Source organism: Cupriavidus pauculus (assembly GCF_003854935.1).
In the GTDB taxonomy this organism is placed as follows: domain Bacteria; phylum Pseudomonadota; class Gammaproteobacteria; order Burkholderiales; family Burkholderiaceae; genus Cupriavidus; species Cupriavidus pauculus_C.
The window spans coordinates 2440573-2460840 of the sequence record NZ_CP033969.1 but is presented as its reverse complement, the minus strand read 5'-3'; the positions used below and the strand labels follow the sequence as shown (position 1 = coordinate 2460840).

20 protein-coding genes are annotated in these 20268 nt (G+C 68.5%); 5 read left to right on the top strand and 15 right to left on the bottom strand.

What is annotated here, in order from left to right; genetic code table 11:
- Positions 1-38 precede the first annotated feature (38 nt).
- Entirely contained in the window at positions 39-1160 is a 1122-nt protein-coding gene (gene alr, locus EHF44_RS12950) for an alanine racemase (protein ID WP_124684109.1), read from the bottom strand.
- Between the two features lie 471 nt (positions 1161-1631).
- Here alr and lplT point away from each other — a divergent pair, with 471 nt between their 5' ends.
- A complete protein-coding gene (gene lplT, locus EHF44_RS12945) occupies positions 1632-2951 on the top strand; it encodes a lysophospholipid transporter LplT (protein ID WP_124684108.1) in 1320 nt (439 codons plus the stop codon).
- 17 nt (positions 2952-2968) lie between these two features.
- On the opposite strand, the gene EHF44_RS12940 is transcribed toward lplT, so the two are convergent.
- Genes EHF44_RS12940 through tsaB form a run of 4 tightly spaced genes read right to left on the bottom strand, consistent with a single transcriptional unit; the run spans position 2969 to position 6246 of the window.
- Complete coding sequence (locus EHF44_RS12940) at positions 2969-4060, bottom strand: DUF1853 family protein (RefSeq protein WP_124684107.1); 1092 nt, start codon at positions 4058-4060, stop codon at positions 2969-2971.
- Positions 4035-4949 (bottom strand): uracil-DNA glycosylase, encoded by a 915-nt coding sequence (locus EHF44_RS12935; protein WP_124684106.1) that lies wholly within the window; start codon positions 4947-4949, stop codon positions 4035-4037. The genes EHF44_RS12940 and EHF44_RS12935 overlap by 26 nt, the downstream gene beginning before the upstream one ends.
- Complete coding sequence (rimI, locus tag EHF44_RS12930) at positions 4946-5491, bottom strand: ribosomal protein S18-alanine N-acetyltransferase (RefSeq protein ID WP_124684105.1); 546 nt, start codon at positions 5489-5491, stop codon at positions 4946-4948. Before rimI ends, EHF44_RS12935 begins: the two co-directional genes overlap by 4 nt.
- Positions 5488-6246 (bottom strand): tRNA (adenosine(37)-N6)-threonylcarbamoyltransferase complex dimerization subunit type 1 TsaB, encoded by a 759-nt coding sequence (gene tsaB / locus EHF44_RS12925; protein ID WP_124684104.1) that lies wholly within the window; start codon positions 6244-6246, stop codon positions 5488-5490. The genes rimI and tsaB overlap by 4 nt, the downstream gene beginning before the upstream one ends.
- Positions 6247-6413: 167 nt before the next feature.
- Here tsaB and EHF44_RS12920 point away from each other — a divergent pair, with 167 nt between their 5' ends.
- Both EHF44_RS12920 and EHF44_RS12915 read left to right on the top strand, forming a co-directional pair.
- The gene (locus EHF44_RS12920) at positions 6414-6683 is read left to right on the top strand and encodes an acyl-CoA-binding protein (RefSeq protein ID WP_124684103.1); all 270 of its coding nucleotides are present in this window, start codon (positions 6414-6416) and stop codon (positions 6681-6683) included.
- Positions 6684-6818: 135 nt separating this feature from the next.
- On the top strand, positions 6819-7211 hold the full coding sequence (locus EHF44_RS12915; protein WP_124684102.1) for a hypothetical protein: 393 nt from the start codon (positions 6819-6821) through the stop codon (positions 7209-7211).
- 16 nt (positions 7212-7227) lie between these two features.
- On the opposite strand, the gene EHF44_RS12910 is transcribed toward EHF44_RS12915, so the two are convergent.
- The 4 genes from EHF44_RS12910 to EHF44_RS12895 form a co-directional block, all read right to left on the bottom strand.
- Positions 7228-8751 carry a DHA2 family efflux MFS transporter permease subunit gene (locus EHF44_RS12910; protein ID WP_124684101.1) on the bottom strand — a complete coding sequence of 508 codons (1524 nt, stop codon included), beginning with the start codon at positions 8749-8751 and terminating at the stop codon, positions 7228-7230.
- Positions 8748-9218 (bottom strand): SRPBCC family protein, encoded by a 471-nt coding sequence (locus tag EHF44_RS12905; RefSeq protein ID WP_124684100.1) that lies wholly within the window; start codon positions 9216-9218, stop codon positions 8748-8750. The genes EHF44_RS12910 and EHF44_RS12905 overlap by 4 nt, the downstream gene beginning before the upstream one ends.
- Positions 9219-9380: 162 nt before the next feature.
- A complete protein-coding gene (gene aceB / locus EHF44_RS12900; RefSeq protein WP_124684099.1) occupies positions 9381-10964 on the bottom strand; it encodes a malate synthase A in 1584 nt (527 codons plus the stop codon).
- 45 nt (positions 10965-11009) lie between these two features.
- On the bottom strand, positions 11010-11711 hold the full coding sequence (locus EHF44_RS12895; protein WP_124684098.1) for a haloacid dehalogenase type II: 702 nt from the start codon (positions 11709-11711) through the stop codon (positions 11010-11012).
- A 95-nt stretch (positions 11712-11806) separates the two neighbouring features.
- On the opposite strand from EHF44_RS12895, the gene EHF44_RS12890 reads away from it, so the two are divergent.
- Positions 11807-12835 (top strand): LysR substrate-binding domain-containing protein, encoded by a 1029-nt coding sequence (locus EHF44_RS12890; RefSeq protein WP_437340280.1) that lies wholly within the window; start codon positions 11807-11809, stop codon positions 12833-12835.
- 141 nt (positions 12836-12976) lie between these two features.
- On the top strand, positions 12977-13411 hold the full coding sequence (locus EHF44_RS12885; RefSeq protein WP_124684096.1) for a universal stress protein: 435 nt from the start codon (positions 12977-12979) through the stop codon (positions 13409-13411).
- Positions 13412-13549: 138 nt separating this feature from the next.
- On the opposite strand, the gene aceA is transcribed toward EHF44_RS12885, so the two are convergent.
- From aceA to cysW, 6 genes are all read right to left on the bottom strand, one after another.
- Positions 13550-14845 carry an isocitrate lyase gene (gene aceA / locus EHF44_RS12880; RefSeq protein ID WP_124684095.1) on the bottom strand — a complete coding sequence of 432 codons (1296 nt, stop codon included), beginning with the start codon at positions 14843-14845 and terminating at the stop codon, positions 13550-13552.
- A gap of 257 nt (positions 14846-15102) precedes the next feature.
- Positions 15103-15942, bottom strand: a complete 840-nt coding sequence (locus EHF44_RS12875) for a LytR/AlgR family response regulator transcription factor (RefSeq protein WP_124684094.1) — start codon at positions 15940-15942, stop codon at positions 15103-15105.
- Positions 15943-15949: 7 nt separating this feature from the next.
- Complete coding sequence (locus tag EHF44_RS12870) at positions 15950-17107, bottom strand: sensor histidine kinase (protein ID WP_124684093.1); 1158 nt, start codon at positions 17105-17107, stop codon at positions 15950-15952.
- A gap of 235 nt (positions 17108-17342) precedes the next feature.
- Positions 17343-18290 carry a CysB family HTH-type transcriptional regulator gene (locus EHF44_RS12865; RefSeq protein WP_124684092.1) on the bottom strand — a complete coding sequence of 316 codons (948 nt, stop codon included), beginning with the start codon at positions 18288-18290 and terminating at the stop codon, positions 17343-17345.
- On the bottom strand, positions 18287-19384 hold the full coding sequence (locus EHF44_RS12860; protein WP_124684091.1) for a sulfate/molybdate ABC transporter ATP-binding protein: 1098 nt from the start codon (positions 19382-19384) through the stop codon (positions 18287-18289). The genes EHF44_RS12865 and EHF44_RS12860 overlap by 4 nt, the downstream gene beginning before the upstream one ends.
- Positions 19381-20268: a sulfate ABC transporter permease subunit CysW gene (gene cysW, locus EHF44_RS12855; RefSeq protein ID WP_124684090.1), complete on the bottom strand. Its 888-nt coding sequence runs from the start codon at positions 20266-20268 to the stop codon at positions 19381-19383. Before cysW ends, EHF44_RS12860 begins: the two co-directional genes overlap by 4 nt.

The window sequence follows — 20268 nt, the reverse complement described above, 5'->3', positions numbered from 1 at the left end:
GCGAGAAAGTGGAGGTCGGGGTCGGACGGCGGCCGGGCTCAGGCGCCGTGGACGGCGGCGCTGTCGGCGGTGGTCAGCGTGGCAACGGTCGTCGGCACGCGCGGCGCCAGCGCGCACATCAGCTCGTAGCCCACCGTGCCGCTGGCCGCGGCCACGTCGTCGATCGGCAACCCATGGCCCCAGAGCGTGACCGGCGTGCCGACGCGGGCCTTCGGGCACGGGGTCAGGTCCACGCAGAGCATGTCCATCGACACGCGGCCCACCAGTTCGGTACGCACGCCGTCCACCAGCACCGGCGCGCGCCGCTCGCCCCAGCCCGCCGCGTGGCGCGGGTAGCCGTCGGCATAGCCGCAGGCCACCACGCCAATCCGCATCGGGCGGTCAGCCGTGTACATCGACCCGTAGCCGACCGTATCGCCGGGCTGCAGGTCCTGCACGCCGATCAGTTCGCTATGCAGCGACATGGCCGGCTGGAGGCCGGTCTCGGCGATGTCGGCCGACAGCCCGGTGGGCGAGCCGCCGTACAGGATCACGCCCGGCCGCACCCAGTTGCGGTGCGCGGACGGGTGCCAGAGCACGGCCGCCGAGTTCGACAGGCTGGCCTCGCCCGGCAGGTTGGCCGTGGCGGTCTCGAATGCCTGGATCTGGTGCGCGATGCCGCGCGGGCTGTCGGCATCGGAAAAATGCGTCATGTGGACGATGCTCCCCACGCACGACAGCGTGCGCGCCCGCTCCCAGGCCGCCCGGTACTGCGCCGGGCGGAAGCCCAGCCGGTTCATCCCGGTATTGAGCTTGAGCTGGATCGGCAGCGGACCCTTGGGCCGGGCCAGCTCCAGCATGCGGAGTTGTTCCTCGCAATGAATGGCCGTGGTGAGGCGATATTGTTCGATCAGGGGAACATCCTGCGGCTGGAAGAATCCCTCCAGGAGCAGTATCGGCCCCTGCCAGCCCAGTTCGCGCAGCAGCACGGCCTCGTCAAGGTCCAGCAGCCCGAAGCCGTCGGTGGCTTTCAGGCCGGCAAACGCCCGGCGGATGCCGTGGCCGTAGGCGTTGGCCTTGACCACGGCCCAGACGCGGGCGTCCGGCGCGTGGCGGCGGACCACCTCAAGGTTGTTGGCCAGCGCGGGCTGGTGGATGACGGCGTGAATGGGTCTTGGCATGGGAATGACAACTTGGGTGGACTGCCGCACGCTGGTGCGCGGTCCGGGTTCGGGTAGACCCGGTCGGCAGCCCGCTGGATTCGGGCGTTGAGGTGGCACACACTGTGCATCGGAAGGCATCTGGCATGGCTGGCCGGTGCGGACGCTGGGGCCCACCTCGCGCAGGCGGTATTTGACCACATTCACGAGCCGGGTCCGGGAATCCATCCGGGCATGTACTGTCCAATGCGCGTCCGCCGGTGTGCTGAAATGTCGCGGATTCGTGATATAAAGCCGGACGCTCCGGCCATGTTTTAAAAGAGAAGCAATATGTCAATGACGGTAAGGCAAGCCGCAAGGCGCGCGAAGGTAGCGTCGCCGCCCCACTTTGACAAGGCAGGCGCGACAGGTTCCCTGCAAGCCACCGCGCTGCCCGCCGGTGCACTTTTGCCCGTCCAAACGGATGCCCGCGATGGAGACAAAGTCCAAGGTATGAAGAAGGGTTTCTACACGATCATGGCCGCGCAGTTTTTCTCGTCGCTGGCCGACAATGCCCTGCTCATCGCGGCCATTGCCCTTCTGACCGAGTTGCATTCCCCGCAGTGGATGACGCCGCTGCTCAAGCTGTTCTTCGTGCTGTCCTACGTGGTGCTGGCCGCCTTCGTGGGCGCCTTTGCCGACTCGATGCCCAAGGGCAAGGTGATGCTGATCACCAACGCGATCAAGATCGTCGGCTGCGCCATCATGATGTTCGGGCTGCACCCGCTGCTGGCCTACGGCGTGGTCGGGTTCGGCGCGGCGGCCTATTCGCCGGCCAAGTACGGCATCCTGACCGAGCTGCTGCCACCCGAAAAGCTGGTCATGGCCAACGGCTGGATCGAGGGCCTGACGGTCGGGTCGATCATCCTGGGCACCGTGGTGGGCGGCGCGCTGATATCGGTGCACCTGTCGACCATCCTGCTGCGGCTGGACCTGCCCTACGTCGACACCGGCATCAACACCCCGGCCGAGGCGGCCATGGTGGTGATCATGCTGTTCTACTTCGTCGCCGCCGTCTTCAACCTGTTCATCCCGGACACGGGCGCGCGCTATCCCCAGCAGGAAAAGAACCCGGTCAAGCTGATTGCCGAATTCGGCGACTGCTTCATCGCGCTGTGGCGCGACAAGCTCGGCCAGATCTCGCTGGCCGTGACCACGCTGTTCTGGGGCGTGGGCGCCACGCTGCAGTTCATCGTGCTCAAGTGGGCCGAGAAGTCGCTGGGGCTGAACCTGTCGCAGGGCGCGCTGCTCCAGGCCGTGGTGGCCGTGGGCGTGGCCGTGGGCGCCATCATGGCCGCCGCGCGCATCCCGCTGCGCCGCTCGCTGTCGGTGCTGCCGTTCGGCGTGGCCATGGGCGCCACCGTGGTGCTGATGGCGTTCTACACCAAGGACACCATGCCGGACGTGACGCTGGACGTGTTCGGCATGGCCATGCCGCTGTACATGGCCATCGCGTACGTGTTCCTGATGATCGTGGGCGCCATGTCGGGCTACTTCGTGGTGCCGATGAACGCGCTGCTGCAGCACCGGGGCCACGTGCTGCTGTCGGCCGGCCACTCCATCGCGGTGCAGAATTTCAACGAGAACGTGTCGGTGCTGCTGATGCTGTGCCTGTACGCGCTGCTGATCAAGCTGAACGTGCCGATCGGCTTCGTGATCGTCGCGCTGGGCCTGTTCATCGTGGCGACGATGGCGCTGGTCATGCGGCTGCACAAGCACAATGTCCGGGTGTACAACTCGCTGGCGATGATCGGCGAGGACAAGCACCACTAGGCCCGCCAGCCCTCCTCTTACGGCGCGGCGGCCCGCTGCGCCGCCCTGGCCTCCCACCCGTCCGGCACCACGAACCCGCGCGACCGCTCGCGCCAGGTGCCGGGCGCGCCCTCCGCTTCCACCAGTTCGCAGACCATGACCGGCGCCTCGCGGCGCCAGGCGTGGACGGCATCCGAGAACCGCTCGGCCAGCCCGTCGCGCAGCGCCTCGGCCGATTCGGTGCCGGCGGCCGGCACGCGGGCGCCCGACAGCCAGTCGGTGCGCGACAGCCGGCACCACCGCACGTCCTGCCGCGCCGGCTCGGTTGCCCAGCCATGCCAGCTATCGAGCGTGCGCCACCACCCGTTCAGGTGATCGGGCGCGATGCCCAGCGCGTCCAGCCCGGCCGGCATGGCCCCATCGCGATAGAACAGCCAGCCCAGCAGGTAGACCTCGCTGCGGTCCACGGGCCGCCCGACCACGGCCTGCGCCTCGGCGGTGCGGCCCAGCGGCAACTGGCGCCGGACGATATGGTCGAGCTTGTCGCCCAGCCGGTCCACGAGGTTCGGGCCGACGAACGCACGGTCGCTGGCGTGGCCGCCGACGTGCAGGTAGAACTTGGCGGCCATCTCCCAGTGCACGGTCGCCTCGGCGGCCGGATCGCGCCAGAGCACGTCCAGTTCGCCCAGCGTCTGCACGCCGTGGCCGTTGGCGCGGCGGATCGGCACGTTGGCGGCCAGCAGGTCGACGCCCGGCGCGTGTTGCAGCGCGAAGTGGAGCAGCCGCTCGGCATGGCGGCCCAGGCGCAGGCTGCGGCTGCCGGTGGGGTCGGGATGCTGGCTCAGTTCGGCGATGGTCTCGGGTAGGCCCGCGGCATCGGCCTGCGCCAGCCACGTGCGCCAGGCGGCGCGGGCGCCGGCCGGCCACTGCGCCAGCCGGGCCGGCGCATCGCCATAGACGGCGGGAAGATGGGAAAGCAGCGCGGGCGACAGCGAGCACCACGCCAGGTCGCGCGTGCGCTGCGACGGCGCGCCGCACCAGAGTGGCAGCGGCGCGTCCACCCCGGACGGCGCGCAGCCGCCCGGCAGGTTCAGTTGCGCGAGATCAGGCTTCAGCTCCCGCACGGTCATGTACCTCGCGGGCCAGGCACAGGTCCTCCCAGGCGCGCGCCTTGTCGGTCAGCGTGCGCAACAGGTAGGCCGGATGGTAGGTCACCACGACGGGAATGCCTTCGTACTGGTGCACCGTGCCGCGCAGCTTGCCGATCGGCGTGGTCGCGCGCAGCAGCGACTGCGCGGCGAACCGGCCCAGCACGACAATTACCTTTGGCTGGATCAGCGCGATCTGGCGCCGCAGGTACGGCTCGCAGGCCGCCACCTCGTCCGGCTCCGGGTTGCGGTTGCCGGGCGGCCGGCACTTGAGCACGTTGGCGATGTAGACGTTCTGCCCGCGCGCCAGGCCCAGCGCGCCGAGCATGTTGTCGAGCAGCTTGCCGGCCTGGCCGACGAACGGCTCGCCCTGCAGGTCCTCGTTCTCGCCGGGCGCCTCGCCCACGAGCATCCAGTCGGCCTGTGTGTCGCCCACGCCGAACACGGTCTGCGTGCGCGATTCGCACAGCCCGCAGGCGGTGCAGCCGGCCACGCCGTCGGCCAGGTCCGGCCACGCCATGGCGGCGATGGCCGCCGCGCGGCCCGAAGGGTCCGGCAGGCGCGACACGGGCGCGGCGGCGCGCGGCGCAGGCGGCGGGGACGGCGGCGGGACGTCGAACGCCTCGACGGTCTCGGCCAGTTCCAGCGCGGCGTCGGCCGGGTCGATGACGGGGGCGGCGCGCGGGATGGCCGGCGCTTCGGTCAGAGCTTCGGCACGAACTTCCGCCGGCGCTTCCGCCACGACCGACTCCGCCGGCTCCACGGCCAGCGGCACGCCAGCCTCTTCGCCCACCTCATCGCCCGCCGGCTGGCGCGGCACCCACTCGGCGGGAATGCCCAGCACTTCCAGGAAGATCGCGCGGCGGTTCATGTGGCGGCTCCCGCGTCATCGGCCGTCCACACGCGGCGCAGCACCAGCGCGTCCTCACGCCCTAGCGCCGTGGCCGGGTAGTAGCCCTTGCGGCGGCCGATTTCGACAAACCCGGCCTCCAGGTACAGCGCCAGCGCGCCCAGGTTCGACGGCCGCACTTCCAGCAGCATGGTCCGCAACTGGTGCGCGTGCGACGTGGCCAGCGCAATGGCCAGCAGCAGCCGGCCGTAGCCCTGCCGCTGGTAGGTCGGGTCGATCGTGATATTGAGCAGGTGCATCTCGTCGACCACCGGCATCAGCATCGCGTAGCCGATCAGCGCCCGCGACGGGTCGCGCATCGTCAGGCCGAAATGGCCGGCCTTCAGAGAATTCTCAAAGTTGCCGCGCGTCCACGGATGGCTGTAGGCGCGCTGCTCGATCGCCGCGACTTCGGCCAGGTCCCGCGCGCTCATGTGGTCGAGCGCCCAGCCCGGCGCCAGCGCCGGCATCACCGGCACCAGCGGCCAGTCAGGCCGTTCGGCGGGCAGCAGCGCGGCGCTCATGCGGCACCTCCGGCCAGCGCGGCGGCCTTGGCCGCGGCAACGGCTTCGCGCTCGGCGATGGTCTGGGCAACCTTGTCGCGCACGTAGATCGGCATGGCGTCGGCGGCGTCGATGGTCTCGCCGCGCGCCAGCGCACGCAGGCCGATGGCGACCATCGCGCGGGCATCGGGCATGGCGTCCGGCACGGTGCGGGCCGCGCCGGCGGCCACGGCCAGCCGCTCGCCGAAGACCGTGGCGGCGTTGCCGGCCAGCCAGTAATCGCCGTCCGGGGCGGCCACCGCCTCGGGCGCGCCCACGTGCATGGCGCCGGCCATCGACCATTCCCCGGCGGCGGCGTCCCAGCGGAACGCAGCGGCGTAGGCTTCGTCCATGCGGGCGTCCAGCGCCACCAGCACGGCGGCGCCGGCGGGCAGCGGCGGCGTGCCGGTGCGTACACTTTCGGCACAAGCCATCAGGACGTTGACGGGGATGACGGGCAGGTCGGCGCCAAAGGCCAGGCCCTGGGCCACGCCGCAGGCGGTGCGCAGGCCCGTGAACGATCCGGGGCCGGCGCCGAAGGCGATGGCGGCGCAGTCAGCCAGGCGGATGCCGGCTTCGGCCAGCACCTCGCCCACGGCGGGCAGCACGCGCGACGACGACCGCGCGCCGGTGTGCTCATGACGGGAGAAACACTCGATGGCGCCGTCGGGGGCGGCGCGCCCGAGTGCGACGGAACACCACTCTGTGGAGGTTTCGACAGCAAGAATCCAGGACATGGCAGCGATTGTATCCGCTGCCGGGGCAAAGCAGTATTGGCGCCGGCACGCGGCGCGCACCGGGCCGCGCGGCCCGACCGAAGGCTTCCTCGATTTTTTTGCCGCCGAACGGACGGCGCGGGCGCTTATCATCGGCCCTTGTCATTGCCATCCCACCCGGAGACCCCATGAGCGACCTGCAGGCCCAATTCGACCAGGCCCAAATCGACGTCAAGACGCTGGCCGAGCGCCCCAACAACATGACGCTGCTGCGCCTGTACGCGCTCTACAAGCAGGGTGCCGAGGGCGACGCGCACGGCGACAAGCCCGGCATGACCGATTTCGTCGGCCGCTACAAGTTCGAGGCCTGGGAGGCGCTCAAGGGCACCAGCCAGGACGACGCCAAGCAGAAGTACGTGGAACTGGTGGCCGACCTGCTGGCCGGCCGCGCCAGCTGATCCGGCTCCCCTGCTCTCTGCTGCCGGCGCCCACTCCGGGCCCGGCGCGGCGGGCGCCGCCCACGCGGCGCTCAGCCCGCGGTCTTTCCTGCCGATAACCAGACTATCCGCAATGGTGTCGTACCCCAGGCAGACATGAAGACATTCCGAGTGCTGTTCACCGCCGGCGCGCTGGCGCTGCCCGCGGCGCTGACGGCCGCACCGCACGCCGCCCACCCCGCGCAGCCATCGGCCAGGACAGCCGCACCGGCGGCGCCGGCCTATGATCCGGTGCGCTACCGGTCGTGCACGGTCTACGCGGCCACGGCGCTGTCGGCGGCCGTGGACATGCGCACCCATGGCTATAGCGCCAAGCGGGCACTGTTCGAAGGCGGCAACCCGCCCTCCGCGCCGATGGTGGCGCTGACCGAATTCGCCGCGTCGGCCATCCAGGCCCGCCCGGCCGGCGGCCGCGACGCCGCCTCCACGCTCAGCGGCTTCCTGGCTGGCGTCTGCTACCAGCGCAACGAACTGCCGACGCTGCAGTAACGCCGCCCCAGGCGCCCTAGCCCGGCGGCGCCGGACGCGGCCGGATGCGCCACGCGGCCAGCATCGCCGTGGCGATCACCACCCCCACGGCCAGGAACGTCTCGTCGAACGCCCGGATCTGGGCCGCCTGCACCGCCTGCGCGGCCATCTGGCCGCTGGCGCCCAGCATCACGCCGTGCTCGGCCAGCCGCCATTCCAGCCCCACGCCGGCCAGGCTCACCCCAATCGCCCCGCCCAGCTGGCGCAGGAAGTTGATGCAACTCGATCCTTGCGCGATCAGCGAGAAATCGACGCCGCGCATCGATCCGAGCGTCAGCGACGGCAGGATGCAGCCAAGCCCGATCCGCCCGATCACGGCATACAGCACGATCAGCAGGTACGGCGTGGCCATCGAGCCGGTGGCCATCAGCAGGAACGACCCCGCCAGCAGCGCCAGCCCGAACGACACCTGCTTGTGCGGCAGGATGCGGCTGGTCAGCCGGCCAGCCACGGCGATGGTCACGGCCAGCGCGATGCCGGCCGGCATCAGCACCAGCCCGGCCGCCGACGGCGTATAGGCCAGCGCCGTCTGCATGTAGACCGGCAGCAGGTACGTGGAGCCGAACAGCCCGGCGCCGTAGATGAACGCGACGATGGCGCCGGCCGCGAACTGGCGGTAGCTGTAGAGCCGCATGTTCATGAGCGGATCGGGCGCGCGCAGTTGCCAGGCCACGAACACGGCCAGCATGACCACGCCGAACAGCGCCAGGCCGATGCCCTCGCCGGCGTTGGCACGCATCGCCACCAGCCCGTTGAGCAGGCTGACGGTAGCCACGCCCACCAGCGCCAGCCCGCGCCAGTCCAGCGGCTTGCGCTCGCCGATCATCGCCGAATCCACGGCCATGTAGCGGCGCGCCATCCACCAGCCGGCCAGCGTCAGCGGCACCACGACAAAGAAGATCGAACGCCAGCCGAACAGTTCGACCAGGAAGCCGCCCAGGCTGGGGCCGATGGCCGGCGCCAGCACCACGCCAAAGCCGAACAGCGACATCGCGCGGCCCTGCTCGCGCTCGTCGAACGCGCGCAGGATGAAGATGTTGGGCAGCGGCTGCATGATGCCGGCGGCGATGCCCTCGGCCACGCGCATGGCCAGCATCACGCCGAACGTGGGCGCGAACCCGCCGACCAGCCCGCCGGTGCCCAGCAGCAGCAGCGTGCCGATGAACGTGCGCCGCAGCCCGTAGCGGTTGAGCAGCCACGGCGTCAGCAGCATCGACATCGTCATGGCGATCATGAAGCTGGCCGCCACCCACTGGGCGCGCTCCTGGCCCAGCACGAAATGGCGGCTCAGGTCGGGAATGGCCACGTTGACGATGGTCGACGAGACGATCGACGACATCGCGCCCAGCATCAGCGTGAGCAGGATCAGCCAGCGCAGGCGGTCGCCGTAGCGGTCGCGCAGCGCGGCGCGCGTGGGGCCGCCGGCCCTGGGCTCGGGCTTGTCTCCTCCCGGATCGTCCCCGCTGCCGGTACTTGCCGGCGCAGTGGATTCGCGGCTCACCCGAGCCGCCCGGTCGACGCGATCTCGCGGATCTTGCGCACGGTATCGAGGTCCGCCTCGTGATAGGCGGACTTGACGATCTCCGCGTAGCGGTCGTCGCCGCTGGCGTCCACGTTGGGCATCGTGGTCTCGTAGACAAAACGCACCAGCAGCGCCCCGGCCGCCGGCGTCTCGATGGTCATCGTCAGCGTGCCCCCGGCATGCTCGGCCGTGGCGGCCGTTTCATAGCGCACGGCGCGGCGCGGCACGTAGACCACGCGGTCGCTGATATGGGCCTGGCCGAAATGGAGCACCCGTTCGAGCCAGCCATCGCCCCGCGCGACGATCTCGGCGCGGTCCAGCCCCAGCACGAACAGCTCGGGCGACTCCGCCCGCAACACCAGGCCCTGCCAGAGCTGGTCGGCCGTCAACGGCTCCAGCGTCGGGTTGCCTGGGTCATTGATTTCCACCAGGTGTTCGAAACGCAACTTTTTTCTCCCGTTCGTGATGGTCCGTATTATGGGGGTTCTGGAGAAACGGTGGTGTGTTGGGGGTGTTGAGCAAACCGTCGGCCGACCACGCCGCCACCCCCAAAAACAAAAAACCCCGCGACAACGCGCGGGGTTCTCGGCCAGGCAACTACCTCGGTCTCACACTTCCTCGTACAGCGGCAGCGTCAGGAATTCGGCGAAGTCTTCCGACGTCGACATCTGCTCGAAGATCTGCGCGGCGCGGTCGTAGGTGGCGCCGCCGCCGGCCACTTCCTTGACCTTGGCCAGTTCCTCGGGGATCAGCGCGCGGACCAGTTCGGCGGTGACCTTGCGGCCGTCCTCAAGCTTGCCCTTGGGCGAACGGATCCATTGCCAGACCTGCGAACGCGAGATCTCGGCCGTGGCGGCGTCTTCCATCAGGTTGTGGATCGGCACGCAGCCGTTGCCGGCCAGCCAGGCGCCCAGGTAGTGGATGCCGACGTTGATGTTCATGCGCAGGCCGTGCTCGGTGATCGGCGTTTCCGGCTGGAAGTTCAGCAGGTCGGCGCCCTTCACGTCCACGTCCGGACGCTGCTTGTCGAACTGGTTCGGCTTGTCGCCCAGCACCGCGACGAATTCCTTCATCGCCGGCTCGACCAGGCCCGGGTGGGCCACCCAGCCGCCGTCGTAGCCGTCGGTGGCATCGCGGCGCTTGTCGCTGATGATGCCTTCCATGGCCACGGCGTTCTTCTCCGGATCGTTCTTGATCGGGATCAGGGCGCTCATGCCGCCGATGGCCGGCGCGCCGCGCTTGTGGCACGTCTTCAGCAGCAGCAGCGCGTACGAGCGCATGAACGGCGCGGTCATCGTCACCTTGGCGCGGTCGGCCAGGCAGAAGTTCTTGTCGACCTTGAACTTCTTGATGCACGAGAAGATGTAGTCCCAGCGGCCGGCGTTCAGGCCCGCGCTGTGGTCGCGCAGTTCGTACAGGATTTCTTCCATCTCGAAGGCGGCCAGGATCGTCTCGATCAGCACCGTGGCCTTGATGGTGCCCTGCGGCAGGCCCACTTCGTTCTGGGCCATCACGAAGATGTCGTTCCAGAGGCGGGCTTCCAGATGGCTTTCCATCTTCGGCAGGTAGAAGAACGGGCCGTCGCCGCGCGCGATCTGTTCCTTGGCGTTGTGGAACAGGAACAGCGCGAAGTCGAAGATGCCGCCCGAGACGCGCTTGCCGTCGATGGTGACGTGCTTCTCGTCCAGGTGCCAGCCGCGCGGACGCACCTGCAGCGTGGCGATCTTGTCGTTGAGCTTGTAGTGCTTGCCGTTGCTGTCCAGCGTCAGCGTGCGGCGCACGGCGGCCTTCAGGTTGACCTGGCCCTGCATCTGGTTGTGCCAGTTCGGGGTGTTCGAGTCCTCGAAGTCCGTCATGTAGCTGTCAGCGCCCGAGTTGAAGGCGTTGATCACCATCTTGGCCTCGACCGGGCCCGTGATTTCCACGCGGCGGCATTCCAGCGCCTTGGGCACCGGGGCTACCTTCCAGTCGCCCTCGCGGATGCTGCGCGTTTCCGGCAGGAAGTCGGGGATCTCGCCGGCGTCCAGCCGCCTGGCGCGTTCCACGCGGGCGGCCAGCAGTTCCTGGCGGCGCGGCTCGAACGCGCGGTGCAGCTTGTCGACCAGGGCCAGGGCTTCCGGCGTGAGGATGTCTTCGTAGGCCGGCAGGATCTCGCCGGTAATCTTCATGCCCGCGGGCAGCGTGATAGCCATCAGTCTTCTCCTGTATGCGATGGTGTATTAAGGGGGGCCCGCCTGTCAGAGCGTCGCGCCAGAGGCGGCGACGAAGGCAAGCAGGTCGTTCATGTCGTGCCCGGTGCCGGTGGGCGCCACGTCCAGGCGCTCCGCCGGATGGCCGGCACGGTTGATCCAGTAGGTGGTGTAGCCAAACCACGTGGCGCCGCAGGCGTCCCAGCCGTTCGACGACACGAACAGCATCTCGGCCGCCGGCACGCCGAACGCCTTGGGCCCCAGCGCGTAGGCGGCCGGCGCGGTCTTGTACTGCCGCACCGCATCGACCGACAGCACATGGTCGAACAGCCCCTGCATGCCGGCGCTCTTGACCGCGATGTCGAGCATCTCGGGGTTGCCGTTGGACAGGATGCCCAGCGGCAGGTTGGCGCGGCGCAGCCGCTTGAGCGCCGCCAGGTTTTCCGGGAACGCCGACAGGCACGCGTATTCCTTGAGCAACTGGGCCTGCGCGGCGTCGTCGAGCCGCAGCGCCAGGCGCTCCGCCGCGTAGCGCAGCGCGTCGATCGTGATGTCCCAGAACGGCTTGTAGCGGGCGCCGTCCGGGGCGGCCAGCGAGCGCAGCCGGGTGTAGTCGATCTGGCGCTCGCGCCACAGCAGCGCCAGCGCCTCGCCCTTGCCCGGGAACAATTGCTCCGCCCGCGCCGTGACCGAATACACGTCGAACAGCGTGCCGTAGGCATCGAAAACGACCGCGCGGATTTTGTTCATCTGTCAAAACGCCAGGGACTGAATGGACCTGTACACGATTGAATGCATGGAATTCTAGTGACGCGCTGCAGTGCGGCAAAGAGGCACGCTGTCACTTGATCTTTTACTTTTGCACTACTAATCTTGGCCATCCTCCTCCGGACTTGTGTACAGTCGAGCGATCTTTCGTGGACCACTTCAAGCAACTTGAGACTTTTGTGTCGGTGGCGTCACGCGGCAGCCTGTCTGCCGCCGCAGCCGCCGAAGGCGTGGCGCCGGCGATCATCGGCCGCCGCATCGACGCCCTGGAAGAACGCCTGGGCGTGAAACTGCTGGTGCGCACCACGCGCAAGATCACGCTGACGTTCGAAGGCTCGGCCTTCCTGGAAGACTGCCAGCGCATCCTGAACGACCTCCACAACGCCGAGGCCAGCGTGTCGGCCGGCGGCGTCAAGGCCAGCGGCCACCTGCGCGTGACCGCCCCGGCCGGCTTTGGCCGCAAGCACGTGGCGCCGCTGGTGCCGCTGTTCATCGAATCCCATCCCGACGTCACGCTCACGCTCGATCTTTCGGACCGCGTGGTCGACCTCGTCAACGAGGGCTTCGACTGCGCGATCCGGCTGGGCGACCTGCCCGATTCGAGCCTGGTGTCGATCCGCCTGGCCGAGAACCGCCGCGTCGTGGTGGCCTCGCCCGAATACCTGGCCCGCGCCGGCACGCCGCAGTTGCCCGAGGACCTGTCGCGCCATAACTGCCTGGCCTTCGGCGCCAGCGCCAACGTGCAGCGCGGCTGGGTGTTCCAGCAGGACGGCCGCGCCGTCACGGTCAAGGTGGGCGGCACCATGGAATGCACCGACGGCGCCGTGCTGCACGCCTGGTGCCTGCAGGGCCATGGCCTGGCGTGGCGGTCCTGGTGGGAAGTCGGCCAGGAGATCGTCAGCGGCCGGCTCGTGACCGTGCTGGACGAGTTCCAGGCGCCGCCCATCGGCATCCACGCGGTCTTTCCCCAGCGCAAGCACCTGCCGCTGCGCGTGCGGCTGTTCATCGACCATCTCAAGAACACCTACGGCAACCCGGTCTACTGGCGCCGCGCCGAACAGGCGCCCAGCAGCGCGGTGGCCGAGGTCCATGCGGTCGTGGCCTAGCACGGCAGGCATCCTTTCCGATTGGTTGTCCATCGCACAATCTTGATATTTCGCAATGGCGCAGACTCCACACTGACTACAATCAAAAAGACAGGCGCCATGCTGGCCTGCCCCCGTCCCACTCGTGAAAGGAGGTCCGGTATGTTCAAGCACATCCTGTTGCCCACCGACGGTTCGGAGTTGTCCAAGAAGGCCATCGATGGCGGCCTGGAACTGGCCAAGGTCATCGGCGCGCGGGTCACCGCCTACGTCTGTCTGGAGGAATATCCGTACACGCCTTTCAGCGAGATCGTGGTCGAGGCGCCCCAGGCGTTCAAGGAACGCATCGAAAACCAGGCCCGGCTCTATCTGCAGGAAATCGAAACCGCGGCCGTCGCGCAGGGCCTGCCGTTCGATGCCGACATGACCACCTTTGCCGTGCCCTACCTCGGCATCATCGATGCGGCGGAGCGCCACGGCTGCGACGTCATCTTCATGGCGTCGCACGGCCGGCGCGGCCTGTCGGGCCTGCTGCTCGGCAGCGAGACGCAGAAGGTGCTGACCCATACCGATATCCCGGTCATCGTCTACCGCTGATCCCACCCTTCTTTCCGCAGGCGCCGGTCCGGCCGGCGCCTCTGGAAAAAACCGCGCCGCAGGTTGTGCGGCGCGGGGCCAAACTGACGGCGCGATGGTCGCGCGCCGTCCCCGAATCGTTGTGCCGTCGCCGGCGCGCTACGCCACCTTCTTGTCGAAGAACTGTTCGTCCTCGGTCGATCCCTTGAGCGCGGTCGTCGACGACTGGCCGCCCTCGATGGCCTGCGTCACGGCGTCGAAGTAGCCGGTGCCCACCTCGCGCTGGTGCTTGACCGCGGTGAAGCCCTTTTCGGCCGCGGCGAATTCCGCTTCCTGCAGCTCCACGAACGCCGACATCTGGTTGCGGGCGTAGCCGTACGCCAGGTTGAACATCGAATAGTTCAGCGAGTGGAAGCCGGCCAGCGTGATGAACTGGAACTTGTAGCCCATGGCGCCCAGCTCGCGCTGGAACCGGGCGATGGTGGCGTCGTCCAGGTTCTTCTTCCAGTTGAACGACGGCGAGCAGTTGTACGCCAGCAGCTTGCCGGGGAACCTGGCGTGCACGGCCTCGGCAAACTTCTTCGCGAATTCCAGGTCCGGCTTGCCGGTTTCGCACCAGACCAGGTCAGCCACTTCGGCATAGGCCAGCGCGCGGGCGATGGATTGCGCGATGCCGGGGCGGGTCCGGAAGAAGCCCTCCACGGTGCGTTCGCCGGTCAGGAAGGGCTGGTCGCGCTCGTCGACGTCGGACGTCAGCAGGTCGGCCGCCTCGGCGTCGGTCCGGGCGATTACCAGCGTCGGGGTGCCCGACACATCGGCAGCCAGCCGCGCGGCGGTCAGCTTGGCCACCGCTTCGCGGGTGGGCACCAGCACCTTGCCGCCCATGTGGCCGCACTTCTTGACCGACGCCAGCTGGTCCTCGAAGTGCACGCCGGCCGCGCCGGCCTCGATCATCGACTTCATCAGCTCGAACGCGTTCAGCACGCCGCCAAAGCCGGCCTCGGCATCGGCCACGATCGGCGCGAAGAAGTCGGTATCGCCCTTGCCTTCGCTCCACTGGATCTGGTCGGCGCGCTGGAACGTGTTGTTGATGCGCTTGACGACCATCGGCACCGAATTGGCCGGGTACAGCGACTGGTCGGGATACATCTCGCCGGCCAGGTTGGCGTCGCCCGCCACCTGCCAGCCCGACAGGTAGATGGCCTTCAGCCCGGCCTTGACCTGCTGCAGCGCCTGGTTGCCGGTCAGCGCGCCCAGCGTGTTGACGAACGGCTCGGTGTTCAGCAGATGCCAGAGCTTCTCGGCGCCGCGGCGGGCCAGCGTGTGCTCGATCTGGACGGAACCGCGCAGGCGTACCACGTCCTCGGCACTGAAGTGGCGCTGCACGCCCTTCCAGCGCGGGTTGGTCTCCCAGTCCTGCTTCAGGGCATCGATCTGTTGTTGGCGGGTCGTCATGTTCACTCTCCTGCGTCTCAAGACATGTGTCTTATATAAGAGTGTAGAGAGCCTTCCCGCGATGCAACAAGCGATGTGCGGCGTGCACAACCAACTATTTATTCATCGTAAATCAACGAGTTACCGTCGACTTTTCACGATGCGGCACGGAATTTTTCACAGTGAGAAATGGGACCCCCACCCCGCGCGGGCGGATTTTTGCGCATCAAAACATCGTTCCGCATGATGAAATCTGTGCGGCTTTGACGTTTGCGCGCTCACATCTGCTTGAACAGGTGCGCGTACTGCCTTGCCACGGGCAGCGATTCGGGCCGGTCGCGCAGTTTCAGCGATAGCCGGCCCAGCGACTGGTTCACCGCGCTGGCCACGCAGTCGATGTTCACGACGGTGCCACGGTGGATCTGCCAGAAACGGTCGGGGTCGAGCTGCTGGGTCAGTTCGCGCAGGCTGGTACGGATCAGCGCCTCGCCGCCGGTGGACACCACGTTCACGTACTTGTCGGTGGCTTCCAGGTAAACCACCTCGTCCACGGGGATGATGCGCACCTCCTGCCCCACCAGCGCCTTGATGAAGCGCAGGTACTGGCCGCGCGCGGCGGCCTGGGGCTTGTCCAGCGACTCCAGCCGCGCCAGCAACTGCGCCAGCCGGTCCGTGTCGACCATGGTGCCGATATCGGTCGCCGCGGCGTAGTCCTGCGCGTCGTCGTCGATGTCCTCGGCCGCCTTGGCGCTCAGGCGCGCGCGCAGCCGCTCCACGGTGGCTTCCAGCCGCTCGTGCTGCACGGGCTTGAGCACGTAGTCGACGGCGGCGCGCTCGAACGCCTCCAGCGCGAACTGGTCGTAGGCGGTGACAAAGACCACCAGCGGCGGCCGGTCGAATTCGATCAGCTCGCGCGCCACGTCCATGCCGCTCATGCCGGGCATGCGGATATCTAGGAACGCCACGTCGGGCTGGTGTTCGCGCGCCGCGTCCAGCGCGGCCATGCCGTCGTGCACGACGGCGGCGATCGTGGCCTCGGGCCACAGCGTCTTCAGTTCGGATTCCAGCACGCGCGCAAGCAGCGCCTCGTCGTCGGCGATCAACAGGGTGGGAGACATGGGGGCGTCAGGTGCGGGAAACCGCCGGGGTCACGGGGGCATGGGGCGCGGGCCGCGCTTCGGGCGCGGGGCGCATCGGGGCGATGGTAGGCTCGGTGCTGCGCGTGAGCGGCAGCGTCAGCCGCACCACCACGCCGCGCGGCGCGTTTTCCTCCATCTGCATCGTGGCGGCGGCGCCAAAGATTCGCGCCAGCCGCTCGCGCACGTGGGTCAGGCCCAGGCCGGACCCGCTCTTGCCGCTCTGGCAGAAGCCCACGCCGGTGTCCGCGATGAGCACCTGCAGGCTGCCGCCCTCGCCTTCGCGGGCCGACAGCACGATCTTGCCGCCGCGCATGCAGGGCTCGATGCCATGCGTCACGGCGTTCTCGACCAGCGGCTGGATCAGCATCGGCGGGATCTCGGCATCGGCCAGCGCTGGCGGCAGGTCGATCTCGTAGTCCAGCCGCGCGCCAAAGCGCATGCCCTGGATTTCCAGGTAGCTGCGCAGCAGTTCGAATTCCTGCGCCAGCGTGCAGTGCTCGGCGCGGGTGTGCGACAGCGACATCCGCAGGAAGCCGATCAGCCGCTGCAGCAACTGGCGCGCGGCGCGCGGGTCGGTGGCGATCAGGCCGTCCAGGTTGGCCAGCGAGTTGAACAGGAAGTGGGGCTCGATCTGCGCCTGCAGCGCCATCAATTGGGCGCGCACAAGCTGCTTTTCAGCTTCCTCGCGCTGCAGCGCGTCCAGCGCGGCCTGGCGCTCCAGGTAGGCCAGCTTCTCGCGCGACCAGTAGAAATAGATCATGCTGGCCGACGCCAACATGCCGACGATCAGGCACATGCGCAGCATGTCGCCCGTGGCGGCGGGCGATTTCTCGGGCAGGTCCAGCAGTTCGCGCGTGCACCAGCTACCCAGCACCACGCCCAGCGGCACGGCCACCACGGCCAGGCACATGAACGGCCAGCGGCGCGGGCGGTCGTTCCACCAGATCAGCACGCGCGGAATGTCGATCAGCGTCCAGATGGACAGGCCGATCAACTGGCTGTAGACGAAGTTCTGGACCAGCGTGCCGCCGGTCTGGAAGCCATAGTTGAGGCTGACCGCGATCACCGTGTTCATGCAGAGCACGAACAGCAGGTCACGCGCCAGAATGTTGAGCCGTGACGGCACCGCGCACGACATGCGCATATCTCTCTCCCTCCTTTCGCGTCTCACCGCCGCGTGCAGTTCTGTTGATGCACTGCGGCAAAGCGGGCACCCGGGGCTTCGGTGACGACCGGGTACCGCGATGATCGGCACTTTACGCCGGAGCGGGACGAGAGAAAAGCGCCGTGCGACGAACAGGTGCCGGACGGCGCGAGCGGTGTGGTGCCGCGACCGGCGCGCGTGGAACGCGCGTTTCAGCCGCGCCGGGGCAGCGGCCTCAGGCCGCCACGGCCAGCCGGCTGGATGCCTCGGCCAGCGCCGTGGACACCGTGTCGCGCGACAGGTGCGGCGCGAACATGTTGATGAACGCGTGGGCGTAGCCGCGCAGGTACGCCCCGCGCCGCACGGCCACGCTGGTCGTGTTGGGCGAGAACAGGTGGTCGGCCGAAATGCGCACCAGCCCGGCGTCCTTGCGGTCGTCGTAGGCCATCGACGCGATGATGCCCACGCCCAGGTCCAGCTCGGCGTAGGTCTTGATCACGTCGGCGTCCATGGCCGTCAGCACGATCTCGGGCTGCAGCCCGGCATCGGCAAAGGCCCCGTCGATCTTGCGGCGGCCCGTGAAGCCGGCGTCGTAGGTGATGATCGGGAAATTCGACAGGTCTTCCAGCGTCGGCTCGGGCAGCCGCGTCAGCGGGTGGTCCGGCGAGACCACGATCACGTGCTGCCAGCTATACGCCTCGAACGACGTCAGCCCGGCCTCGCTGGCCACGGCCTCGGTGGCGATGCCGATATCGGCCTGCCCCGTCAGCAGCAGTTCGACGATATGCGACGGCGACGCCTCCTGCAGCGCCAGCGTGACGTGCGGGTATTCGCGGCGGAAGCTCTGCACCACCTTGGGCAGCGCGTAGCGGGCCTGGGTGTGCGTGGTGGCCACGGTCAGCCGGCCGGTATGGCGGCCCGCGAACTCGTCGCCGGCCTGGCGCAGGTTCTCGGCTTCGAGCAGCAGGCGCTCGACGATCCGCACGATCTCGCGGCCCGGCTCGGTCAGCCCGGTCAGCCGCTTGCCGTAGCGCTCGAAGATCTCGACGCCCAGCTCCTCTTCCAGCTCGCGGATCTGGCGCGACACGCCCGGCTGCGACGTGTACAGCGCGTTGGCCACCTCGGTCAGGTTGAACTGGCGGCGCACCGCCTCGCGGATCGACCGCAGTTGCTGGAAGTTCATCGTGCCACCCCTTCTGTCGTCGTTGCGCGGTTGAACACGCGGAGCTGGCGCGGCCGCACGGCCAGCAGCTCGCCTTCGCGGAAGCCCTGATGGCGGAAGCGTTCAAGCGGAAGTGCCACCTCGATCACATCCTGGTTGTCCTCGCGTTCGAGTTCGAGCTGGGCCACCGGGCCCAGCGTCAGCGCGCGGCGCAGCGTCACGGCGATGCCGTCGGTGCCCGGCGCGTAGCGTTCCAGTTCCAGGTCGTGCGGGCGGACGTAGGCCACCGCGTCGCCGGCCGTCTCGAAGCCGCTGCCCACCACGGGCAGCACGGCTTCGCCGGTGTGCAGCAGGCCGCCGGTATCGCCCACTTCCAGCCGGCCGTGGAACAGGTTCACGTTGCCCAGGAAGCCGAACACGAACGGCGTGGCCGGATGGTTGTAGACCGCCTCGGGCGTGCCGTACTGCTCCACGCGGCCCCGGTTCATCAGCACCACCTGGTCGGCCACTTCCAGCGCCTCTTCCTGGTCATGCGTGACGAACACGCTGGTCACGTGCAGTTCGTCGTGCAGCCGGCGCAGCCAGCGGCGCAGTTCCTTGCGTACCTTGGCGTCCAGCGCGCCGAACGGCTCGTCCAGCAGCAGCACGCGCGGCTCCACGGCCAGCGCGCGGGCCAGCGCGATGCGCTGGCGCTGCCCGCCCGACAACTGCGACGGATAGCGGTCGCCCAGCCAGTCGAGCTGCACCAGTTCCAGCAGCGACTGCACCTTCTCGCGGATCTTCGCCTCCGACGGCCGCTCGGCGCGCGGCTTCACGCGCAGGCCGAAGGCGACGTTCTCGAACACGGTCATGTGCTTGAACAGCGCGTAGTGCTGGAACACGAAGCCGACGTTGCGCTGGCGCACGTGCTGCGTGGACGCATCCTGCCCGGCCAGCACCACCTGGCCCGCATCGGCGCGTTCCAGCCCGGCGATGATCCGCAGCAGCGTGGTCTTGCCGCAGCCCGAAGGCCCCAGCAGCGCCGTCAGTTCCCCTTCGGCAAAGTCCAGCGTGACGTCGTCCAGCGCGACAAAGTCGCCAAAGCGCTTCTGTACGTTCCTGACCTGAATGCTCATGATGGCTGCCCTTCCGGTTGCAGTTCGCGGCTGGCACGGATTTCCACCAGCGTCTTGATGCCCAGCGTGACCAGCGCCAGCAGCGTCAGCAGCGACGCCACCGCAAACGCGGCCGCAAAGTTGTATTCGTTGTAGAGAATTTCCACGTGCAGCGGCATGGTGTTGGTCAGGCCGCGGATATGGCCCGATACCACCGACACGGCGCCGAATTCGCCCATCGCCCGCGCGTTGCAGAGGATCACGCCGTACAGCAGGCCCCAGCGGATGTTCGGCAGCGTCACGTGCCAGAACGTCTGCCAGCCAGACGCGCCCAGCACGATGGCCGCCTCTTCTTCCTCGCTGCCCTGCGACTGCATCAGCGGGATCAGCTCGCGCGCCACGAACGGGAACGTCACGAAGATGGTGGCCAGCACGATGCCGGGCACCGCGAACATGATCTTGATGTCGTGCGCCGCCAGCCACGGGCCGAACCAGCCCTGCGCGCCGAACATCAGCACGTAGATCAGGCCCGAGATCACCGGCGAGACCGAGAACGGCAGGTCGATCAGCGTGATCAGCAGGTTCTTGCCGCGGAAATCGAACTTGGCGATGGCCCACGCCGCCGCCACGCCGAACACCACGTTCAGCGGCACCGCGATGGCCGCCACGGTCAGCGTCAGCTTGATGGCCTCCACGGCGTCGGGCTCGGTCAGCGCGGACAGGTAGGTATCGGCGCCCTTGCGCAGCGCCTCGTAGAACACCGACGCCAGCGGCACGAACAGGAACAGCGCCAGGAACAGCACGGCCACCGTGATCAGCGTGTAGCGCACCCACGGCGATTCGCCGGTGGCCTCGTGCGGCGGGTGGGCCCCCGAGGCGCCCAGGCGGGAAACGGCTCCGGCCAT